Source organism: Myxococcales bacterium, assembly GCA_016720545.1.
Taxonomy (GTDB): Bacteria; Myxococcota_A; Polyangia; order Polyangiales; family Polyangiaceae; genus JAAFHV01.
The window spans coordinates 399166-417844 of sequence record JADKKK010000002.1 but is presented as its reverse complement, the minus strand read 5'-3'; the positions used below and the strand labels follow the sequence as shown (position 1 = coordinate 417844).

The 18679-nt window shown below is 72.0% G+C and carries 21 protein-coding genes; 13 read left to right on the top strand and 8 right to left on the bottom strand.

Translation table 11 applies throughout. From position 1 onward, the window contains the following. Window positions 1-7 precede the first annotated feature (7 nt). Genes IPQ09_05645 through IPQ09_05635 form a run of 3 tightly spaced genes read left to right on the top strand, consistent with a single transcriptional unit; the run spans window position 8 to window position 2061 of the window. Window positions 8-1099, top strand: coding sequence for a hypothetical protein (locus tag IPQ09_05645; GenBank protein MBL0193704.1), 1092 nt, complete (start codon window positions 8-10; stop codon window positions 1097-1099). Between the two features lie 14 nt (window positions 1100-1113). Next, on the top strand, window positions 1114-1791 hold the full coding sequence (locus IPQ09_05640) for a methyltransferase (protein ID MBL0193703.1): 678 nt from the start codon (window positions 1114-1116) through the stop codon (window positions 1789-1791). 21 nt (window positions 1792-1812) lie between these two features. Beyond that, a complete protein-coding gene (locus tag IPQ09_05635; GenBank protein MBL0193702.1) occupies window positions 1813-2061 on the top strand; it encodes a GlsB/YeaQ/YmgE family stress response membrane protein in 249 nt (82 codons plus the stop codon). A gap of 16 nt (window positions 2062-2077) precedes the next feature. On the opposite strand, the gene IPQ09_05630 is transcribed toward IPQ09_05635, so the two are convergent. From IPQ09_05630 to IPQ09_05595, 8 genes are all read right to left on the bottom strand, one after another. Beyond that, on the bottom strand, window positions 2078-2638 hold the full coding sequence (locus IPQ09_05630; protein ID MBL0193701.1) for an RNA methyltransferase: 561 nt from the start codon (window positions 2636-2638) through the stop codon (window positions 2078-2080). Window positions 2639-2646: 8 nt separating this feature from the next. Beyond that, entirely contained in the window at window positions 2647-3405 is a 759-nt protein-coding gene (gene trmD / locus IPQ09_05625; protein MBL0193700.1) for a tRNA (guanosine(37)-N1)-methyltransferase TrmD, read from the bottom strand. A 7-nt stretch (window positions 3406-3412) separates the two neighbouring features. Continuing rightward, the gene (gene rimM, locus IPQ09_05620) at window positions 3413-4021 is read right to left on the bottom strand and encodes a 16S rRNA processing protein RimM (protein ID MBL0193699.1); all 609 of its coding nucleotides are present in this window, start codon (window positions 4019-4021) and stop codon (window positions 3413-3415) included. Further along, entirely contained in the window at window positions 4021-4251 is a 231-nt protein-coding gene (locus IPQ09_05615; protein MBL0193698.1) for a KH domain-containing protein, read from the bottom strand. The genes rimM and IPQ09_05615 overlap by 1 nt, the downstream gene beginning before the upstream one ends. A 14-nt stretch (window positions 4252-4265) precedes the next feature. Beyond that, complete coding sequence (rpsP, locus tag IPQ09_05610; protein ID MBL0193697.1) at window positions 4266-4523, bottom strand: 30S ribosomal protein S16; 258 nt, start codon at window positions 4521-4523, stop codon at window positions 4266-4268. 143 nt (window positions 4524-4666) lie between these two features. Continuing rightward, window positions 4667-5107: a hypothetical protein gene (locus IPQ09_05605; GenBank protein ID MBL0193696.1), complete on the bottom strand. Its 441-nt coding sequence runs from the start codon at window positions 5105-5107 to the stop codon at window positions 4667-4669. Window positions 5108-5183: 76 nt separating this feature from the next. Then, a complete protein-coding gene (locus IPQ09_05600) occupies window positions 5184-6695 on the bottom strand; it encodes an insulinase family protein (protein ID MBL0193695.1) in 1512 nt (503 codons plus the stop codon). Further along, the gene (locus IPQ09_05595; GenBank protein MBL0193694.1) at window positions 6692-8134 is read right to left on the bottom strand and encodes an insulinase family protein; all 1443 of its coding nucleotides are present in this window, start codon (window positions 8132-8134) and stop codon (window positions 6692-6694) included. Before IPQ09_05595 ends, IPQ09_05600 begins: the two co-directional genes overlap by 4 nt. A gap of 122 nt (window positions 8135-8256) precedes the next feature. Here IPQ09_05595 and IPQ09_05590 point away from each other — a divergent pair, with 122 nt between their 5' ends. The 10 genes from IPQ09_05590 (at window position 8257) to IPQ09_05545 (ending at window position 18624) form a co-directional block, all read left to right on the top strand. Further along, window positions 8257-9051: an RNA polymerase sigma factor gene (locus IPQ09_05590; protein ID MBL0193693.1), complete on the top strand. Its 795-nt coding sequence runs from the start codon at window positions 8257-8259 to the stop codon at window positions 9049-9051. Beyond that, on the top strand, window positions 9041-9532 hold the full coding sequence (locus tag IPQ09_05585) for a hypothetical protein (GenBank protein ID MBL0193692.1): 492 nt from the start codon (window positions 9041-9043) through the stop codon (window positions 9530-9532). The genes IPQ09_05590 and IPQ09_05585 overlap by 11 nt, the downstream gene beginning before the upstream one ends. Before the next feature lie 11 nt (window positions 9533-9543). After that, window positions 9544-10191: a hypothetical protein gene (locus tag IPQ09_05580; protein MBL0193691.1), complete on the top strand. Its 648-nt coding sequence runs from the start codon at window positions 9544-9546 to the stop codon at window positions 10189-10191. Beyond that, complete coding sequence (locus IPQ09_05575) at window positions 10188-10703, top strand: hypothetical protein (protein MBL0193690.1); 516 nt, start codon at window positions 10188-10190, stop codon at window positions 10701-10703. The genes IPQ09_05580 and IPQ09_05575 overlap by 4 nt, the downstream gene beginning before the upstream one ends. Continuing rightward, a complete protein-coding gene (locus tag IPQ09_05570) occupies window positions 10700-11641 on the top strand; it encodes a hypothetical protein (GenBank protein ID MBL0193689.1) in 942 nt (313 codons plus the stop codon). The genes IPQ09_05575 and IPQ09_05570 overlap by 4 nt, the downstream gene beginning before the upstream one ends. 103 nt (window positions 11642-11744) lie before the next feature. Then, window positions 11745-13145, top strand: a complete 1401-nt coding sequence (locus tag IPQ09_05565) for a DnaJ domain-containing protein (GenBank protein ID MBL0193688.1) — start codon at window positions 11745-11747, stop codon at window positions 13143-13145. Between the two features lie 99 nt (window positions 13146-13244). Then, complete coding sequence (gene dnaK, locus IPQ09_05560; GenBank protein ID MBL0193687.1) at window positions 13245-15068, top strand: molecular chaperone DnaK; 1824 nt, start codon at window positions 13245-13247, stop codon at window positions 15066-15068. Between the two features lie 37 nt (window positions 15069-15105). After that, on the top strand, window positions 15106-16098 hold the full coding sequence (locus tag IPQ09_05555) for a hypothetical protein (protein MBL0193686.1): 993 nt from the start codon (window positions 15106-15108) through the stop codon (window positions 16096-16098). A 164-nt stretch (window positions 16099-16262) separates the two neighbouring features. Further along, window positions 16263-17147, top strand: a complete 885-nt coding sequence (locus IPQ09_05550) for a hypothetical protein (protein MBL0193685.1) — start codon at window positions 16263-16265, stop codon at window positions 17145-17147. A gap of 49 nt (window positions 17148-17196) precedes the next feature. Continuing rightward, on the top strand, window positions 17197-18624 hold the full coding sequence (locus IPQ09_05545; protein MBL0193684.1) for a TolC family protein: 1428 nt from the start codon (window positions 17197-17199) through the stop codon (window positions 18622-18624). The last annotated feature ends 55 nt before the right edge of the window (window positions 18625-18679 follow it).

The following is an 18679-nucleotide window of genomic DNA, read 5'->3' as shown; positions in this document are numbered from 1 at the left end:
TGAACGCATGAAGAAGCTAGCCCTCGTCGCGATCGTCCTCGGCTCCGCGCTCGTCGCGGGCGCCGGCTGCAGCACCTCGAACCCGCCGATCGCCGGCGACGGCGGCGCCGCGGGCGGCTGCCTGGCCGACCTGCAGAAGAAGGACTTCTGCTCATCGTGCAGCGCCCCCTCCAACGCGAACCCGACGTCGTGCAAGCCACCCCGCACGGTCAACGCGTGCTGCACGTACGTCGCGCCGCCCACGAAGGAGCTGTCGCGCGGCACCGGCCTCCAGCGCTACTCCACGACCGACCCCGCGCTGAACCTCGCCTGCCTCGATGATCCGGGCGCGCTCGAACCCTCGAAGACGGTCACGCTGAAGGGGTTCGTGCGGCTCTTCTCGAGCGGGAACGACTCGGCGGGCGTGAAGCTCGAGCTCTTCAAGGAGGGCCCAAACGGCACGGTCGGCGAGCGGGTGGGCACGGCCATCGAGACCAAGAACACCGACGACGTGCAGACGCCCAAGCCCACCTGGCTGAAGAAGTGCCCCGAGGGGGGCTGCTCCTTCCGCGCGTACACGTACGCCGGCGTTCCCACCGAGACGCCGCTCATCGTGAAGACCAGCGACGTCACGCCGAACGGCAGCCAGTGGAAGGAGCTCTACGACTACAACGTCATGTTCCGTAACCGCGACATCAAGGGCGACGTCATCGCCTACGATCCGGCGGCGGTCGCGGCCACCGACGTCAACACCGTCGCCGCGGCGGCGGGCGGCTTCATCCCGAAGCCCGACAAGGGCGTGCTCGCGGGCGAGATCCACGACTGCGGCGACATTCGCGTGGCCGGCGCCACGGTGGACACCGACGTGCCGCACGAAGCCGACGTGTTCTACTTCGGCGAGAACGAAGCCGATCCCCTCCCCGACCAGCAGCAGGCCCGCTCGGGCACGAGCAAGCTCGGGCTCTTCGGCGCGCTGAACTTCCCCACAGGCGTCCCGGTCCGCGTCACCGCGGTCGGCAAGGTCAACGGCCAGACGATGGTCCTCGGCACGCACGTCGTGCAGATGTTCCCGGGCGCGGTCACCGCGCTCTCCCTGCGCGGCCGTCGCCCCTCCAAGTAACCCCGGAGCGCGACGTGCTGTCGTCGGCGGCCTCCACGCGCGACACCCTCCACGGGGGCCGCACGGTGCTGTGGCAGCCCGCGCGCGGCGTCGGGTACCGCGTGAACGTGGACGCGCTGCACCTCGCGGGGTTCGCGATCCGGCCGCGGCCCGCCACGCACGCCGTCGACCTCGGCGCAGGGGTCGGCGCGGTGGGGCTCACGCTCCTCGCGAGCGGCTCCGCCGAGCGCGTGTCGTTCGTGGAGCGCGACCCCACGCTCGCGAGCCTCTGCGCGCGAAACCTCGAAGAGAACGGCTACGCTGCGCGCGCCGAGGTCGTCCGCGCCGACGTCGCCGACGACGCCGCGTTTGCGCCCGGGACCGCCGACCTCGTGGTCGCGAACCCGCCGTACCTCACGCCTGGCAAGGGGCGCCCCCCGGCCGCGCAGGTGCGCGACGCGCGCTCGGGCGCGCTCGACCCGTTCCTCGTGCGGGCGCGGTCGCTGCTCGGTCGACGAGGGCGCGCATGTTTTGTGTATCCTGCACGCGAGCTCCCCGCGCTCCTCGTGGCCTCGCGCGGCGCCGGGCTCGAGGCGAAGCGGCTCCGGTTCGTACACGCGGGGCAGGCGGTCGCCGCGCGGGTGGTGCTCGTGGAGCTGCTCCCCGGCAAGCCCGGCGGCCTGCTCGTCGAGGCTCCGCTCGTCGAAGGGTAGCCCGCGGCGTAGAGTGCGCGCATGGGCTTCCTCTCGTGGGCGCTGTTCGGCCTGATCGCCGGGATCGTGGCCAAGTTCATCCTGCCCGGCCGCGACGGCGGCGGGCTCATCGCCACGACGCTCCTCGGCATCGTCGGCGCGGTGGTCGGCGGCTTCGCAGGTACGCGCCTCGGCTGGGGCAGCGTCACGGGCTTCGACCTCCACAGCTTCGGCCTCGCGGTCGGCGGCGGGCTCGTGGTGCTCATCGTCCACCGCATGCTCCGCTCGTGAGCCGCTGAGGAGCGCGTCAGCCGCCGAGCAGGCGATCGAGCGTGATGGCGCACGCGGCGCGCACGCTGAGGTGGTTGTACGCGTCTCCCTCGCCGACGCCGGGCGCTCGCTCGATCGCGGGCAGGAGCGCGTCCACGCCGTCGATGACCTGCGGGGCGAGCCCCCACCCGGTGCCGAAGAGGACGACCACCGGCTTGCCTGGCGTGGCGAGGAGCGCGCGCGCCGAAGCGAAATCGAGCGGCTCGCGCGAGGCCCGCGCCGCGGTAGCCCACAGCTCGACCTCGTCGCGTCCCCCGAACGAGGCCACCATCGCCTCGAGGCTCGGCACCACGCGGACGAGCGCGAGCGCCACCTTCCGGGTGGGGATGCGCTGCGCGCTCGAGCCCGTGGTCCAGTGCTCCTGGATGCGACCCACGAGCGTGCGCTGCGCCTCCACGGGGTGCACGATGAAGTACGACGCGCACCCGAAGGTGCGGGCGCTCCTCGCGAGGTCGTGGACGTCGAGGTTCGTCACCGTGGTGGTGACCTCCGCTCGCTTCCCGTCGAGGACCGGGAAGTGCACGAGCGCGATCGACACCGAGCGGCTCACGACTCCCCGCCCGCGTCTGGATCACCGCCTCGGCGCGCGAGCAAATCGGGGCGCCGGGCGCGCGTGCGTTCGAGGCGCTCCGCGTCACGAAACGCCTTGATTTTACTATGATTTCCTCCGGCGAGCACATCGGGCACGCGGGCGCCGCGGAACTCGAGCGGGCGGGTGTACTGAGGGTACTCGAGGAGCCCCCCTTCCCCGTGCGACTCGTCGACCACCGAGTCGGCGTTGCCGAGCACCCCGGGCAGCAGACGCACCGTGGCCTCGATGATCGCCATGGCGGCGACCTCTCCGCCGGTCATGACGAAGTCGCCGAGAGAGATCTCTTCGTCGACGTGCAGTCGCACGCGCTCGTCGAACCCCTCGTAGCGCCCGCACACGAGGGCGAGCGCGGGCAGCGTGGCGAGGCGCCGGGCGTGGGCCTGGGTGAACGGCGCGCCTTGCGGTGTCAGCAGCACGCGGTGCGCGCGCCCGGGCCCTGCGTCCTCGCCACGGCCCGCCGCCACCGCGGGCGCAGCCGGCGCGTCGGCGTCGAGGGACTCGAGGCAGGCGACGAGCACGTCCACGCGCATGACCATGCCGCAGCCGCCACCGTAGGGGGTGTCGTCGACGCTGCGGTGACGCCCCAGGCCGAACTCACGCGGCGACCGCAGCCGGAGCGCGAGCGCCCGCTGCTCGATCGCGCGGCCCACGAACGAGGTGGTCGCGAACGCGCCGAAGAGCTCCGGGAAGAGCGTGACGACGTCGACCCTCACGCCGCCCTCACGGGCCGTCGTCGGGCGGAGCGGACGCCTTCGCGCGAGGCGCGAGGCGCTCGATGCCCTCGATCGAGCGCAGCACGAAGCGGCCCGCGGACACGTCGGCGCGGGCGACGTACGCCGCGACCAGCGGGATCTCCCAGTCGGGGCCGCCGTCCTCGGCGCGAACGACGAGGACGTCGACGCTCGGGTAGCTCATCAGATCGCGGACGTGGCCGAGGCGCTGGGCGCCCGCCTCCGTGGCGGCGTCGGTCGCGTCGGTCGCTCCTTGCACGAGCACGACCTCCGCGCCGAGGGCGTCGCAGGTGTAGAACTCGCCGTCGTCCAGCGGCGGGAACGCCTCGCGCCGCACGCACACGAGCGCGCCGCGGAGCTCGTCGGCGCGCTCGCGGTCGTCCACCGAGTGGAGCTTGATCAGGATGGCCTGGTCGGCCCGCCGCGCGCCGTCGACGCTGACCTCGTGCTCTTCGCCGTCGGTCAGGCGCACCAGGACCTCGTCCTGCTCGAGCAGCACGTCGCTGTCCTTGTTGAAAAGGCGAAGGCGCACCTCGCCGCGCACGCCGTGGGCGCGGGCGATCTCGGCGAGGGGTACCCACGCGTCGGGGCGGATCATCAGTCGACGATGTCGAGGTGGGCGCGCCGGCCGAGCTTGGTCGAGACCGCCGACAGGAGCGTGCGCATCGACTGGGCCGTGCGCCCCTCCTTGCCGATGACCTTGCCCACGTCCTCGCGCGCGACGCGCAGCTCGATGAGGGTGTTGTTCTCGCCGGCGATCTCGTTGACCACGACCTTCTCGGGCTGGTCGACGAGCTCCACGGCGATGGAGCGAATCAGCTCTTTCAGGGGCACGACGGCGCCTACTTGGCGGCCGCGAGGGCCTTCTTCGCGGTGGCCTTGATGAGGTGCGCCACGGTGTCCGACGCCTGGGCGCCCGTGCCCTGCCAGTACGCGAGGCGGGCCGCGTCGATCGTGAAGGAGCCCTCGCGGAGCGGGTCGAAGGTGCCGATGTTCTCGAGGAACCGGCCCCCACGCGGGCTGCGTTGGTCGGTGACTACGATACGGTAGAAGGGCTTCTTCTTGGCGCCAGCGCGCGCGAGACGGATGTGAACGGCCATGGGAGAGAACCTTACAAAATCACGTAATAACGAGGAGTTGCAGCCACGACGTGCTCGGGCTGCCGCCACGGGGAATGAGGCACGGCAGGGTACGAGGGCACCTCACACCCGTCAAGGTGAAAGCGTCAAAGTGCCGTATTTTGCTAGCCGTTCACCGACAGCACGCGGGTGAGCCGCTGGAACATGCCGAAGTGGCGGAGCACGCCGAAGACCCGAAAGCTGCCAGCGCGGAAGGCCGACGCCACCTGGCGCACGACGTCGCGCTGCTCGTCGCGGGACGGGATGGGCAGGCCCAAGGCCCCGACGGGCATGTTGGAGAGGGCCATGACCACGTCGCTCGTCGCGCGGATGGTGACGTCCGGCGTGCCCACGATGCCGTTGAGCACACACAGATGCCCGAAGGCGAAGCGCAGCGTGAGGGCGACGTCGGCGTCGTCGGCCACGATCGCGAACTTGCCCCGCAGCGCGTAGAAATCGGTGAGTTTGTGGGGGTTTTGCTCGAGATTTTGGCGCAGGAGCTCCGCCAACATGGAGGCGAGCCCGTTGTCTTCAGCGCCCGGGCCGAGCTCGATCGAGACCGTCATGGCCCCGGATTACGCGCCCCTCCCCTGGGACGTCAACAGCTGTTCGCCCGCGCGCCCATGGACCCCAGCGCCGGCCCTACTCGATCGTGAGGGTCTCCGCCGGGCCGAGCTTCAGGGGCTCGAGCGCCTTCAACACCGTCGCCTTCGGCCCCACGACCAGCACAGCCCCCCGCGTGGGGTCGAGCCACCGTCGCGCGGCGTCCGCGAGCTCGGCGCGGGTGGCGCCGTCGCGGCGGGGCGAGGTCCGCGTGTCGTGGTCGTGGGGTAGGCCCACCCCGGCGAGGCGCGCCAGGCGCGACGAGGCCGGGGATACGCCCTCGAACGCTTCCACGAGATCCGCCCGCGCGACGAGCCGGGTCTTTTCGGTCTCGGCGGGCGTGGGCCCGCCGTGCGCGTAGGCGACGACGTCGGCCATGAGCGCCGCGAGGGCCTCCTGGGTTTTGTCGGTCTGCACCGCGGCGTGCGCGACGAAGACGCCCGCGCCGCGGCTGAACGAGAGGCGCGAGCTCGCGCCGTACGTGAGGCCGCGCTCTTCGCGGAGATCTTGGTTCAGGCGCGACGTGAACGACCCGCCCAGGGCGATGTTGGCGCGAGACAAGAGCGGCGCCTCGTCGTGACCCGCGGGGACCGCCGGGAGCAGCAAAGAGACGACGCTCTGCGGAGCGCCAGGGCGATCGACCACCACCACCCGCCTACGGACCGGGGCCGGCGCGGGAGGCACCTCACGCGCGGGCGGCGCGGCGCCACGCGGTGCAGCCCCTCGGGCGAAGCGGTCGAGCTCGGGTTCGAGCGCGGTCAGGTCGGCGTCGGCCACGTCGCCGACGATGACGAGCGTCGCGACGTCGGCGCGGTAGGCGCGCGCGTACTCGGCCGCGACGTCGGCGACGGTGATCGCCGCGGCCCCGCGCAGCGTGCCCTCGGGCGGGTGCCCGTACGGGTGATCGAGCCCGTAGTGGAGCGCGAGGCCCGCGACCCTGGCGACGTCCTCGGGCTCTGCGCGCCGCGCCTTGAGCTCGTTCCGCCAGAGCTCGCGGACGCGCGCGAAATCGGCCGGGAGGAGCGAAGGCTTCGCGAACACGTCGACGTACGCGGGCCAGACCGCCCGGAGGTTTCGCTTCAGCACCGTGAGCTGGGCGAAGGAGTAGTCGGCCGTCGCGCCCGTGCTCAGCTCGGCCCCGAGAGACTCGAAATGCCGCGCGAGATCCAGCGCGCCTCGGCGCCCTGCGCCCTCGTCGAGCATGTTCGCCGTGATCGCGGCGAGCCCGTGCTTTCCCCGCGGATCGCGGGCCGCCCCCCCGGGGACCACCAGGGTCATCGACACGAGGGGCACCGCGTGTCGCTCGAGCACCCACACGGTGAGCCCGCTCTTCAACGTGCGCACGCGGGGCGCGTCGGGGACGTACGGCGCGGGCGCGGCGGGCTCGGGCTTAGGGCCGAGCGGATCGGCCGGCGGGGGCGCCACCGCGGCCCGTGGCGAGGCGCCTGGGGGCGAGCTCTCCGGGGGACTCGGGCGCTTGGGGGGCGCGGGCGGCTCGCAGGCCGCCGCGAGCAGGCAGACCGCGGCGAGCGCGAGGGGTCGGACGCTCATGGGGCCTCCTTTCCCGCGCCGACGCCTGAAGCCCGCTGGGCCCGTGGCGGCTCCGGAAGCACCGTGAGCACCACGCGGGCGTCCGTTCGCAGCGAGCTCTGCGCCGCCGCCCGCAGGCCCGCCAGCGTGGCGTCGCGGTACCGCGCGAGATCGCGCTCGAAGTAGCCCGGATCGCCGAGCTCCTGTTCGTACGAGCTCAGGAGGCTCGCGCGCTCGCGCACGCTCTGGAGCCGCGTGATGAGGCCCGTCTCGACGCCGTTCTTGGCGCGCGAGAGCTCGACCTCGGTGAGCTCGCCCGCCCGCACCTTGGCGAGCTCCTCGTCCACGAGGCGCTCCACCTTGGCGGGATCGACTCCGGGGGTCACGAGCACGTCGATCGCGAAGTGCGACGCCAGGGCACTCGACGCCTGGTACGCGACGACCCTCTGGGCCGCCTTTTCGCGGAAAACGAGGCGCTCTGTGAGCCGGCTCGCCTTGGTCGCGGACAGCACGCTTCCAAGGAGATCGAGCTCGGCGTCGCCCGCGGCGAAATGCTTCGGGCTCGGCCACGCGAACGTGACGCGCGCGAGCTCCACCGTGTCGCGGAGGGTCTCGCGCACGACCTTGGCGAGCGCGGGAGTGCCTGCGGGGACTGCCGGATCGGCGGCGCGAGCCACGCGGGGCAGCCCGCTGAAGAGGCGCGTCACCCACGCGAGCGTCGCCTCGGGGTGGTGATCGCCCGCGACGACGAGGGCCGCGTTCGACGCGGTGTAGTGGGTGGCGAAGAACCCCTTCACGTCGTCGACCGACGCGGCCTCGAGATCGGCGTGCGAGCCGATCACCGGGTGGTGGTACGGGTGCCCCTCGGGGAAGAGGAGCTCCGGCAGCCGCAGCTCGGCTTTGCCGTAGGGCTGGTTCTCGCTGGTCTGGCGGCGCTCGTTGCGCACGACCTCCCGCTGCGCGTTCAGCTTGTCGAGCGTCATCGAGGGCCCGAGATCGCTCAGCCGATCGGCCTCGAGCCAGAGCAACAGCGGGAGCGCGGTGGGCGGCCCGACGTCGTAGTAGACCGTGCGGTCCTCGCTCGTCCACGCGTTGTTCCAGCCGCCGGCGGCCTCCATCCACGCGTCGAACGCCTTCGTCGGCGCGCGGCGCGTGCCCATGAACATCAGGTGCTCGAACAGGTGCGCGAAGCCCGTACGGCGGGGCGCCTCGAAGCGCGAGCCCACGCGGTAGCCCAGGTTGACCACGACGGTCGGGGTCGTGTGGTCCTCGTGCAAGATGACCTGGAGCCCGTTGGGTAGGGTCGTCTTCGTGAACGGCAGCAGGGGGCGCGCGGACGCGCCGGCGCGTGCGGCGGGCGGGGTGGGCGCGGCTGCCTCCGCGGCGGCGGCCGGGGCGGCGAGCGCGAGCGCCGCCGCGAGGGTGGCCGAGAGGAGACCCACGTGACCGCTAGCTCGCATGCCGCGACGGTAGCGCGGGGGACGCGTCCCCGTGAACCTGGAACTGAGCCCCGAGGCGTTCGTCGCCGCGGGCGAAGCTGTAAGGTGCACCACCCGACCCGCGTTGGGTCCTCGTGAGCACGATGGCCCTCGACGACTGGCGTCTCCCCTCGGTCTTGGCGACCCTCGGGGTGGCGCGCGAGGTCACGCGACGCGCCGATCGCAAGGCTGGTAGGCTCGCGCGCGTGCAGGGCGAGCGTGACGACGAGCGGCGCGGCGGGGGCGTTGGGATCGCCGCGGACCGTGACCTCGAGCGTGAGCGCGACCGTGAGCTCGTCGCGCGAGCTCAGGCGGGCGACGGGGCCTCGCTAGGCGTCTTGCTCACGGCCCACGGCCCGACCCTTTACCGGAGCGTGCTGCTCCCGCGCCTGGGCTCGGAGGCTGCAGCCCACGACGCGCTCGCCGAGACCTACGAAAAGGTCCTCGCGAAGCTCCACACCTTCACCTGGCAAAACGTCGGGTTTTACCCATGGTTACGAACGGTTGCGCTGCGCGTGGCGCTCGACCATCTGAGGGCGCGCAAGCGGATGGTGGTCTGGGGCGCCGAGGACGTGGAGCGCGAGGTGGACGCCACCGCCACGTCGACGCCGCTCGACGACCGCGTGTCCGCGGCCCGCGACGCCGAGGCCGTGCGCGAGAAGCTCCACGCCGCGCTCTCGCGCATTCACCCGCGCTACGCGGAGGCCATTCGCCTCCGGGTGCTCGAGGAGCTGCCCCGCGAGGAGGTCGCCGCCCGGCTCGGGGCGACGCCCGCGACGTTCGACGTGCTGCTGCATCGCGCCACCGCCGCGCTCAAGAAGGCGCTCGAGACGCCTCCAATCGCTCCGTCCGCTCCGCGGGATGGTAGCCTGGCCAAGGATAAAACGCATGGCTCCTGAACACGAGCGCGACCTCGACCCCGAGGCGCCCCCCACCGAAGACGAGCTGCGCGAGGCGCGGGCGCTCATGGAGGCGCTCGAGCGCGGGGACGGCGCCGGCCCCGCCGAGCTGCTCCGCTCCGCGAAGGTCGCGAACGCACCGCGCGCGATCGAGCCCGCGGACCACGAGCGGCTCGTCTCCAGGGTGGTCGGCGCCACCGACGAGCGCGCGGCGCAGTCCCGCCGCGGGCGGGTGATCCGGGTGGCCTTCGGGGCCGTCTCGGCGTTCGCGATCGCCGCGGCGGTCCTCTTCTCCTTCTCGTCGTTCGGGCCGGATCACACGCCGCGGGCGACCGCCCCGCTCGCGCGGTCTCGCTCGACGCAGGATCTGTTCCGCGAGCCGTTCCGCGCGTCGGAGGCGAGCGCGCGCATCGACCGCATCGCGGTGGCGCGCGGCGGCGATCTTCGCGAGAACCGCTTCGCGACGTGGGGGGTCCAATGAGGCGCAGGTTCATGAGCGAGCCCTCGCCTACGGCTCGGGATCGCGGTCGACCTGGGGTCGCCCCTTCGGGGCTCACGTCCAGGTTCACGCGCACGTCCGCGCACGTCGCCCTGGCCTTTGCGGCGCTGCTCGCGCTCGCGCTCGTCCTGGCTTGCGGCAAGCGCGAAGGCCACGTCGACGAGGGTCCCGCGTTCGATCTCGAGACGATGGCGTACCTCTCCGAGGCGCGCGCGCTCCACCACCAGGCCGGAATCAAGGAGGACTCGGGCGATCTCGCGGGCGCCGTCGCGGCGCTCGGGCGCCTCACTTCCGCCGCGCGCCCCCACCCCGAGCGCACGACGCCCGAGGTCGAGGAGGTGCTCGCCGACGCGCTCGCCCGCCGCGCGGAGCTCGAGCTCCGCATGGGCAACACGGACGCCGCCTTGGCGTCGGTCCACGAGGGGCTCCGGCACGCAGACGCGCCGACTTTCTTCCGCGGCCACCTGCTGGAGATCGAAGGGCTCGTGGAGAAGGCGCGCGGTGGCGCGTTGGCCGACGCCGGACGCGAGGGGGAGGCGCGCGCCGCGCGGGCGCGTGCGATCGAGCTGCTCGACCAGGCGGTCAAGGTGCAAGAGGGCGTCATCCTGGCCGCCCTGCGAGACGCCGGGGGTGACCGGTGAGCAGGCCCGCCCTCCGCCTCGCGACGGTCGTCGCGTCCCTCGCGGCGTCCCTCGCCGCGTGCGCCGCGCGTGACGCGGAGGCCCCGCGCGCTCCGTCGGCCGAGGCCGCGCCCAAGTCGGTCAACGCGAGCCCTGCTGCTCCAGACCAGGTCGCGAGGCCGGTGCAGCCCGGCGCGCCGCAGTACGCGCCGCCCCCACCCTCCCCACCCTCCCCACCTTCCGCGACGGCCCACCGGCCCAATGAGCTCGGCGCCCGCCGCGCCGCGTTCGTGGAGGCGAGCGTCATGCTCGAGCATGCGGGAGCCGACTGCCGCGCCGCGTGCCGCGCGCTCGGGGCCATGGACCGCGCGGCCGGAGAGCTCTGCGATCTCGACGGCGCAGCCCAACCGCACGTCTGCGCCGACGCCGTCGTTCGGGTGCGCGCGGCTCGCGATCGCGTGCGCGCCGCCTGCGTCGCGTGCCCCGACGGAACCAGCCTCGACCGGAGCGCGCCGGTGCCAAGCCCCCGGTGAGCCCGGCGACGCCCGACGCGACGCTGGCCTCGCGCGATCTCCGCGAGGGGGGGCGCTGGACTTGGGCGCAATCCCTAAAGAACGCGCTCATTTACGCCTCCGCGCGCGCGCTGCTGGCCGGGCTGGGGCCGCTCCCGCGCCCCTGGCTCCTCGCGCTCGGGCGGGGGCTCGGGGCGGTCGCGCATGCGCTGCTCCGGCACGCGCGCCTGACGGCCGCACGGAACGTGAGGCGCGGTCTCCCCGACCTCTCGGAGGCGGAGCGCGACGCGCTGGTCCGGTCCACCTTCCGCGCGCTCGGGGCGCACCTCGGCGACACCGTCGATCTGTACGGAAAGAGCTCGCTCTCGGCGGTCCTGCCCCTCGAGGAGGGCTCGGACGCGGTCCTCGCCGAGGCGCGACGCGACGGGCGCGGCGTGGTGTTCGCCTCGGCCCACCTCGGACCGTGGGAGAGGGTCGCCGCCTCCCTGGTGCGGGCCGACGTCCCGCTCGTCACGCTCGCGCGCGCGGCCTACGATCCCCGCCTCACGAGGGTGCTCGTGGCGCTCCGGGAGCGGCACGGGGTGCGCGCCATCTTCCGAGGCACCGCGGGCGCGGCGGCGCGCATCGTGCGGACGCTGCGGTCCGGCGGCGTGCTTGGCGCACCGATGGACCTCGCCTCGCGCGTGCCCACCGTCGAGGTCCCGTTCCTCGGCGTCCCGGCGCCCACGCCGGTGGGGCCCGCCCGCCTCGCGCTCCGCACCGGCGCGCGAGTGGTCGTGGGCACCTACACCCCCGGAGATTGCATCCGCATTCGGGCGATCCGCACGGACGACCTCACCTCGGGCGAGGCCGGCGAGCGCGAGCTGCTGCGACGCGTCAACGACGAGCTGTCGGCGCGCATTCGGGGGGCCCCCACCCACTGGCCGTGGATGCACGAGCGCTTCCCGGCGCCGCGGTGACCCCGTCCCGCGGCCGAAAGTTCCATCGGTGCGCTCCGATTCCGGTACGATCGACGTGGAGGGACCTCACTTGCCTACCCTTGTGCCCCGGGTGCTGCCCGGCGTGGATTTCCGCAAACTCCCGCTCGATCCGACCGACGGGTTCGTGCTGACCCGCATCGACGGCGCGACCACGATCGCCTCAATCGCGCAGACCACCGGGCTGCCGGAGGGCAGCGTCGCCTCGTGCATCGACAAGCTGAAGGGCCTCGGGGTGGTCGACATGATCGACCCGTCGAAGCCGCCGCCCGCGCCGCCCCCAGCGCAGTCCAAGCCGGACGCGTCCAAGGCCGCGAGCGCCGGGAGCGCCGGGCGCTCGCAGCGGTATCCCGAATCCGAGCTCGACGAGGTGTGCGACCTCGAGCGCGACCACCGGAGGCAGATCCTCGACCTCTTCTACGACCTCGACGAGCTCGATCACTACACGCTGCTCGGCGTCACCCAAGACGTCGACAAGAAGGCGATCAAGCGCGCCTACTACGACCTCGCGTCGCGTCTCCACCCCGACCGCTTTTTCCGACGTAACCTCGGCTCGTTCAAGACGAAGATGGAGGTCGTCTTCGCGAAGGTGACCACCGCCCACGAGACCCTCACGTCGACGCAGGGTCGGGAGGAATACGACGTCTACCTGCGCGACGTCGTCACGACGCGCAGCCTCGAGGCCCAGCTCGCGCGCGCCCAGGAGGAGCTCAAGGCGGCGGCCGCGGAGTACACCGAGGTCGACCCCAGCGAGCTCGAGCCCGTCGGCCCCAAGCGCGACCCGGAGGCGGAGCTTCGCGCGCGGCGCGAGGCGCTCGCGAGGCGCCTCGGGCGGCCCGTCGCGCAGGCGGCGCCGCCCAAGCCCGTCGAGACCGCGCGCCAAGACAGCGCGCGCTGGCGTACGGCAGAAGAGAACCGCGAGACGGTCAAGCGCATGTACGAAGACCGCCTCCACGGCGTGAAGCGCGCGCAGGTGAAGAAGTACACCGACATGGCGGACGCGGCCGCCGCCAAGAACGACGCCGTCGCGCGCGCGGCGGCGCTGCGCATGGCCCTCAGCGTCGACGACACCGACGAGGAGCTCCGGGCGCGCTACGACGAGGCCGACGCGGCCGCTTCGCTCATCCTCGTGGACAGCTACCAGAAGACCGCCCAGTACGAGGAGCGCAACGACAAGTTCGTGGAGGCCGCGCGGTCGTGGCAGAAGGTCGCGCAGATCCGCCCCAACGACGCCATCGCGGCCGAGTCCGCGGCGCGCTGCCTCGTGGCGGGCAAGGGCAACCTGCACCAGGCGGCCGACCTCGCGAAGCGCGCGATCGAGCTGATGCCCGAGAACATCAAGTACCGCATCACGCTGGCGAAGGTCTACATCGCCGCCAACCTGACCTTGGCCGCGAAGCGAGAGCTCGAGGCCGCCGCCAAGGTGGACCCCAAGAGCCAGTCCGTGGCAGAGCTGCTGAAGTCCCTCGCCGCGAGGCCCGCCTGAACCCAATCGCCGCAGCGTTGGCCGTGCACGTTAGAAATGTGCACAACCTTGGCCACTTGAGGCATGCTGTGACGCGTTCTTTTTTGGAGAGCCCCACGTATGGATAAAGTCATCGGAATCGACCTCGGCACCACCAATTCGTGCGTTGCGATCGTTGAGAACGGCAACCCGGTGGTGATCCCGAACCGCGGCGGATACAAGACCACGCCGTCCATGGTCGCCGTGACCGAGGCAGGTAAGCGACTCGTCGGACACATCGCCAAGCGCCAGGCCATCACGAACGCCGAGAATACGGTCTACGCCGCCAAGCGCCTCATCGGCCGCAAGTGGACGTCCCCGCAGGTGAAGAACGCCGTAGCTACCTCGAGCTACAAGGTGGTCGAGGGGCCCCACGCGGACGTGCGCATCGTGCTCCGCGAGAAGGAGTTCAGCGTCCCCGAGGTGAGCGCGATGATCCTCCAGGAGATGAAGGTCATCGCGGAGGACTACCTCGGTGAGCCCGTCACGCAGGCGGTCATCACGGTGCCCGCGTACTTCAACGACAACCAACGCCAAGCCACCAAAGATGCGGGTGAAATCGCGGGCTTGGACGTCATCCGGATCATCAACGAGCCCACCTCGGCCGCCCTCTCGTACGGGTACGGACGCAACGTCGAGAAGGTCGTGGCGGTCTACGACTTTGGCGGCGGCACCTTCGACATCTCGATCCTCGAGATCGCCGGCAACGGCGTCTTCAAGGTGATCGCGACGGCGGGCGACACCTTCCTCGGTGGCGAGGACGTGGACGCGCGGGTGATCGACTGGCTCGTGCAGGGCTTCAAGGACGAGCACGACATCGACCTTCGGCAGGATCGCATGGCGCTGCAGCGCCTAAAGGACGCCGCCGAGAAGGCGAAATGCGAGCTCTCGAGCGTCAGCGACGCCGAGGTGAACCTCCCCTTCATCATCACGAGCAGCCGAAACGAGGCGCTCCACCTCCAGCGCACGCTGACGAGGCAGGTGCTGGAAGAGCTGGCCGACGACCTCGTCGCGCGCACGATCGACATCTGCCGACAGACGCTGGAAGACGCGCGGCTCGAGAAGAACGAGGTCGAGGAGGTGCTCCTCGTCGGCGGCATGACCCGCATGCCGCTCATTCAGTCGTCCGTCGCGAAGTTTTTCGAGCGTGAGCCCTCCAAGGGCGTCCACCCGGACGAGGTCGTGGCGCTGGGCGCGGCGATACAGGGCTCCGCCCTCGTGGACGACAAGCAGCAGATGATCCTGCTGGACGTGACGCCCCACGCGCTGGGCATCATGACCTTCGGGAACTTCTTCGAGGAGCTCATCCCCGCGAACACGACCGTCCCGACGCAGCGACAGAAGATCTTCACGACGAGCCGCGACAACCAGACCGCCGTCAAGATCCTCGTCATGCAGGGCGACTCCACCAACGCGGAGGAGAACGAGCTGCTCGGCGAGTTCATCCTGACGGGCCTGCGCCGCGCGGCGAAGGGCACCGTCGAGATCGAGGTGACCTTCGAGATCAACGCGGACGGCATCGTGTCGGTGCGCGCGAAGGACCTCGAGACCGGCCTCGAGCAGTCGATCCAGGTGACCGCGACGAGCGGCCTCACGCGCGACGAGATCAAGTCCATGATCGACAACGCGAAAGACCATCTGGTCGATCGCCGCACGTCCGACGAGTTCGAGAGCGCGAAGCAAGAGGCCGAGAAGGCCATCGCCCAGATCGAAGAGCTCTTTCCCCAGGTGCAAGCCGTGGTGGCGTCCAGCGACTTCGGTCGCGACGCGATCGAGAAGGCCAAGGGCATCGTGGCCAAGGCGCGCAAGGCGATCGAGAAGCGCGACGCCGCGGCGGTGAAGGAGCAGCTCGAGGGCCTTCAGCGGACCCATCGCATGTTCAAGGGCGTGGTCGCGAAGACCTGATCGCGCTGCGCGGCGCAACGAAGCAAGGACCACTCGAGTGACCGAGGCCCCCAAGACCCCGCCGAGCGAGGCCGGCGACGACCCGGACGCGACGCTCGTGGTCGACGGTCGACGGGTGTGGGACGCGCTCAAAGCGTCCGCGGTGCCGAGCGGTCACTCACCCGTGGCCGCGCCCGCGCCCCCCGAGGACGAGTCTCTCGACGACGACTGGGACCTCGGCCCGGCGAGCACGAAGCCTCACGATGCGGGCACGGCGCCGCCCCCGGCAGCGTCCGCGGAGCCGCACGCCCCGGAGACGGCTCCTGCTGCGACGGAGAACGCCGCGCCGCTCGCCGTCACGGCGCCACCCCCGCCCTATGCGCGGACCACCAACGACAGCGGCCCCTTCCTCGACTCCGATCTCCTGGTGGAGGAAGAGCCGGCTGCGGCGCCCAGCCAGTCGAAGATCATCACCGCGCGACCGCCCGCCGGGGAAAGCCCCGAGACCGAGGTGCCGCCATCGGCGCCCATCCCCGCGGCTGTGTTTACCCGCCCCACGCCCGTGGGGTTCGCCGCCATCCATGCCCCTACGCCCGAGGCGACTCCCGCCGTGATGCTGCTCGAGCCGCCGCCCACGACGGCGCCGGCTCCCGCGCCGAAGCCGCCGCGCGGCCCGAGCGCCGTCGACATGGAGGACCAGTTCGCGATGGGCGACTTCGCGGGGGCGATGGCCACCGCCGAGGCGCTTCTCGCCCGACACCCGCAGCACGTCGACGCCCTGGAGTGCCTCGAGCGGTGCCGGACGTCCCTTCGCGCGAGCCTCGCCGCCAAGCTCGGCCCCCTCGACCGCGTGCCCGTCGTCGCGGTCGCGCGCGATCAACTCCGCTGGCTCGCGATCGATCACAAAGCGGGGTTCATCCTGTCTCACGTCGACGGTGTGTCCAGCGTCGAGGAGATCGTAGACATCAGCGGGATGAAGGAGCTCGAGGCGCTCGGCATCCTCGCGGAGCTCGTCGAGCAGCGCATCATCGACTTCGCCGCGAGGCGCTGACAGCCCAAATCTCGCGTCGCGGTTTGCGCGGGTGTCTCGTTCTCGCTACACCAAGTGCAGCCATGAGAGGGCGCCGCACCCGTGACGACAATGCTCCCGCGCGACTCCGTCGCCGGGCGGAGCACTCGCTGCGGCGCTCGGGCGATCCGGTCGGAGTCGTACCGTTGCTGCATCAGCTCGCCCGGATCGCGAGCCCCACGAGCGAGGACGCCGCCTTCGCCCACCAGAAGCTCGCGGAGCTCTTGGCAGAGGAAGAGCCGTGGCGCGCGGCCCTGTATGCGCGCCGCGTGCTCCAGCACTTCCCTACCAGCCACCGCGCGTGGGCCGTGCTCGCGCTCTCGCAGTCGACGCTGGGCCACTTCCGGTTCGCGCGCACCGCGTACCAGCGCGCCCTGGAGCTCGCGCCCAAGAACGGCTCGTACGCCCACAACCTGGGCCACTTGCTCGACGTGGCCCTCGGAGATCCTCACGCGGCGGTGCCGTGGCTTCGTCGAGCTCACGACGGGGCGCGGAGCGATCCCTCGGTCGCCGCCTCGTACGCCCACGCCCTCGGCCGGTCGGGTCGCTGGGCAGACGCGAAGAAGGTGCTTGGGAGGGCGCTCGCCCACGGGCCCACGCGGGAGCTCTCGGCGCTCGCTCGCTGGGTGGAGCGTCGGTCCGACGACGTGGCGGTTCGCCCACCCGCCGCGCGGCACGCGCCCTGCGGGAGCGCTCGAATCGTGTCGCAGCCGGGCGCGCACGAGGCCCTGAGCCGGACATTACGGCTCGGCCTTGAGCGGCTGCCTTTCAGCGACGAGCAGCGCTCGCGAGCGCGCGAGCTGGCGCGTGACGCGACAGAACAGGCCCGCCTCTCGGTCACGCGCACGCGGTCCAGCGAGAGCCTCGCGGCCGCCATCGCCTACGCCATCGTGTTTGTAGACGAGGTGCCACTCACCCACGCCGAGGTCGCCGCGCCGTTCCGCGTGCCCGTCGCGCAACTCCGAGGGTGCTTCGCCGAGCTCCGCGCGGAGCTCCGGATCACCCGGGGCGACGACCGCTACGCCACCTGACGCCCGCACGAGCCTGAACGACCGGACGCTCGCGTGGTACTTGAGCGGAATGAGTCATGCCTGGAAGGTTGCACTCGCGTTCGCCACGCTCGTCGTCGTCGAGGCCCGATCGAGCGCCGCGGCGGAGGGACCCGCGCCCGCGCCCGCGCCCGCTCGCACCGCGCCCACCCCCGCGAGCCCGGCGGTAGAGGACGCGATGCTCGTCTCGGTGCCGCAGCCCGCGCGCCGACTCCACCGCTGGGAGGACGCGCTCGTCTACATCAAGGCTCGGTCCACCGATCTGCGGATCGCCGAGATCGAAATCACGCGCGCCGAGGCGCAGTGGCGCCAGGCGCTCGCGGGCTCCCTCCCGTCGATCAACCTGAACGCGTCGCTCACCCACCAGCTCATTACCAACACGTCGCTGCAACCGAGCTCGAAGTGCACGCCCGACGGCTCGGTGTCGCTGTGCCCGATCGAGACGCCGTTCCCCAACGCGGCGAACGCGGGGATCACCGCGGTCCAGCCGCTCCTCGCGACTCGCTCGTGGTACGCGCTCGGCACGGCGAAGCAGAGTGAAGCGGTCGCGAAGCTGAACGTCGCCGACGTGAAGCGACAGATCGCCCTCCGTGTCGCGAACGGCATGGTCGCCGTGGTCACCGCGGAGCGCCTCGCCGAGTTGAACCGAGTCGGCCTCCGCAACGCCCTCGAGCGCCTCGCGCTCACGCAGCGGCGCGCGGAGCTCGGCTCGGCGACCGGCCTCGACGTCGTGCGAGCGCAGCAGGACGCGGAGGTCGCCCGCACCTCGCTCGTCAGCGGTGACGAGTCACTCCGCCAGAGCCGTGAGGCGCTCGGGCTCGCGCTGGGCGTTCCTGAGGCCATCGGCGTGGCCGCCGACGTGAGGATCGACGGGCTCGAGCAGGCGGCCTCGGCCACGTGTAAACCCTCGTCTCGGCTCGACGACCGCCCCGATGTGGCGTCCGCGGGCGCGAGCATCGCGCTCGCCGGGCGCGCCATCGGCGACGTCAAGCGGCAGTTCCTTCCCGTCTTGAACCTCCAGAGCACCCTCGCCACGACGAGCATCGACACGGGCGCCACGCCGCGCACCACGTGGAACATCCAAGGAGTGCTCTCCATCCCCATCTGGGATGGCGGCGCGCGCTACGCGACCATGCGGACCGCGAACGTCGACATCGGCCGCGCCGAGCAGCGCCTCGAGGCGGTGCGGCGCCAGGCCACGATCGAGATCACGCAGGCACGCCGGGCCGTCGAGGTCGCCGAACAGTCGCGGGCCGTCGCGCTTCGCTCCCGGGAGCTGTCCGCGGAGACCGACCGCCTCGTCCGCGTGGCCTATCACGAGGGGCGCGGGACGAGCCTCGAGCTCGTCGCCGCCGCGACCACCCTCCGCCAGGCGGAGATCACCCTTGCGCTCCGCGAGTTCGACGTCGTGAAGGCCCGCGTCGCGGCGGTGATCAGCCTGTCGCGCTGCGACTACTAGCTAGACCTGGTCCCCGCCCATCCAGGGGCGGGAGTCAGTGTCCAACCCGCCGAAA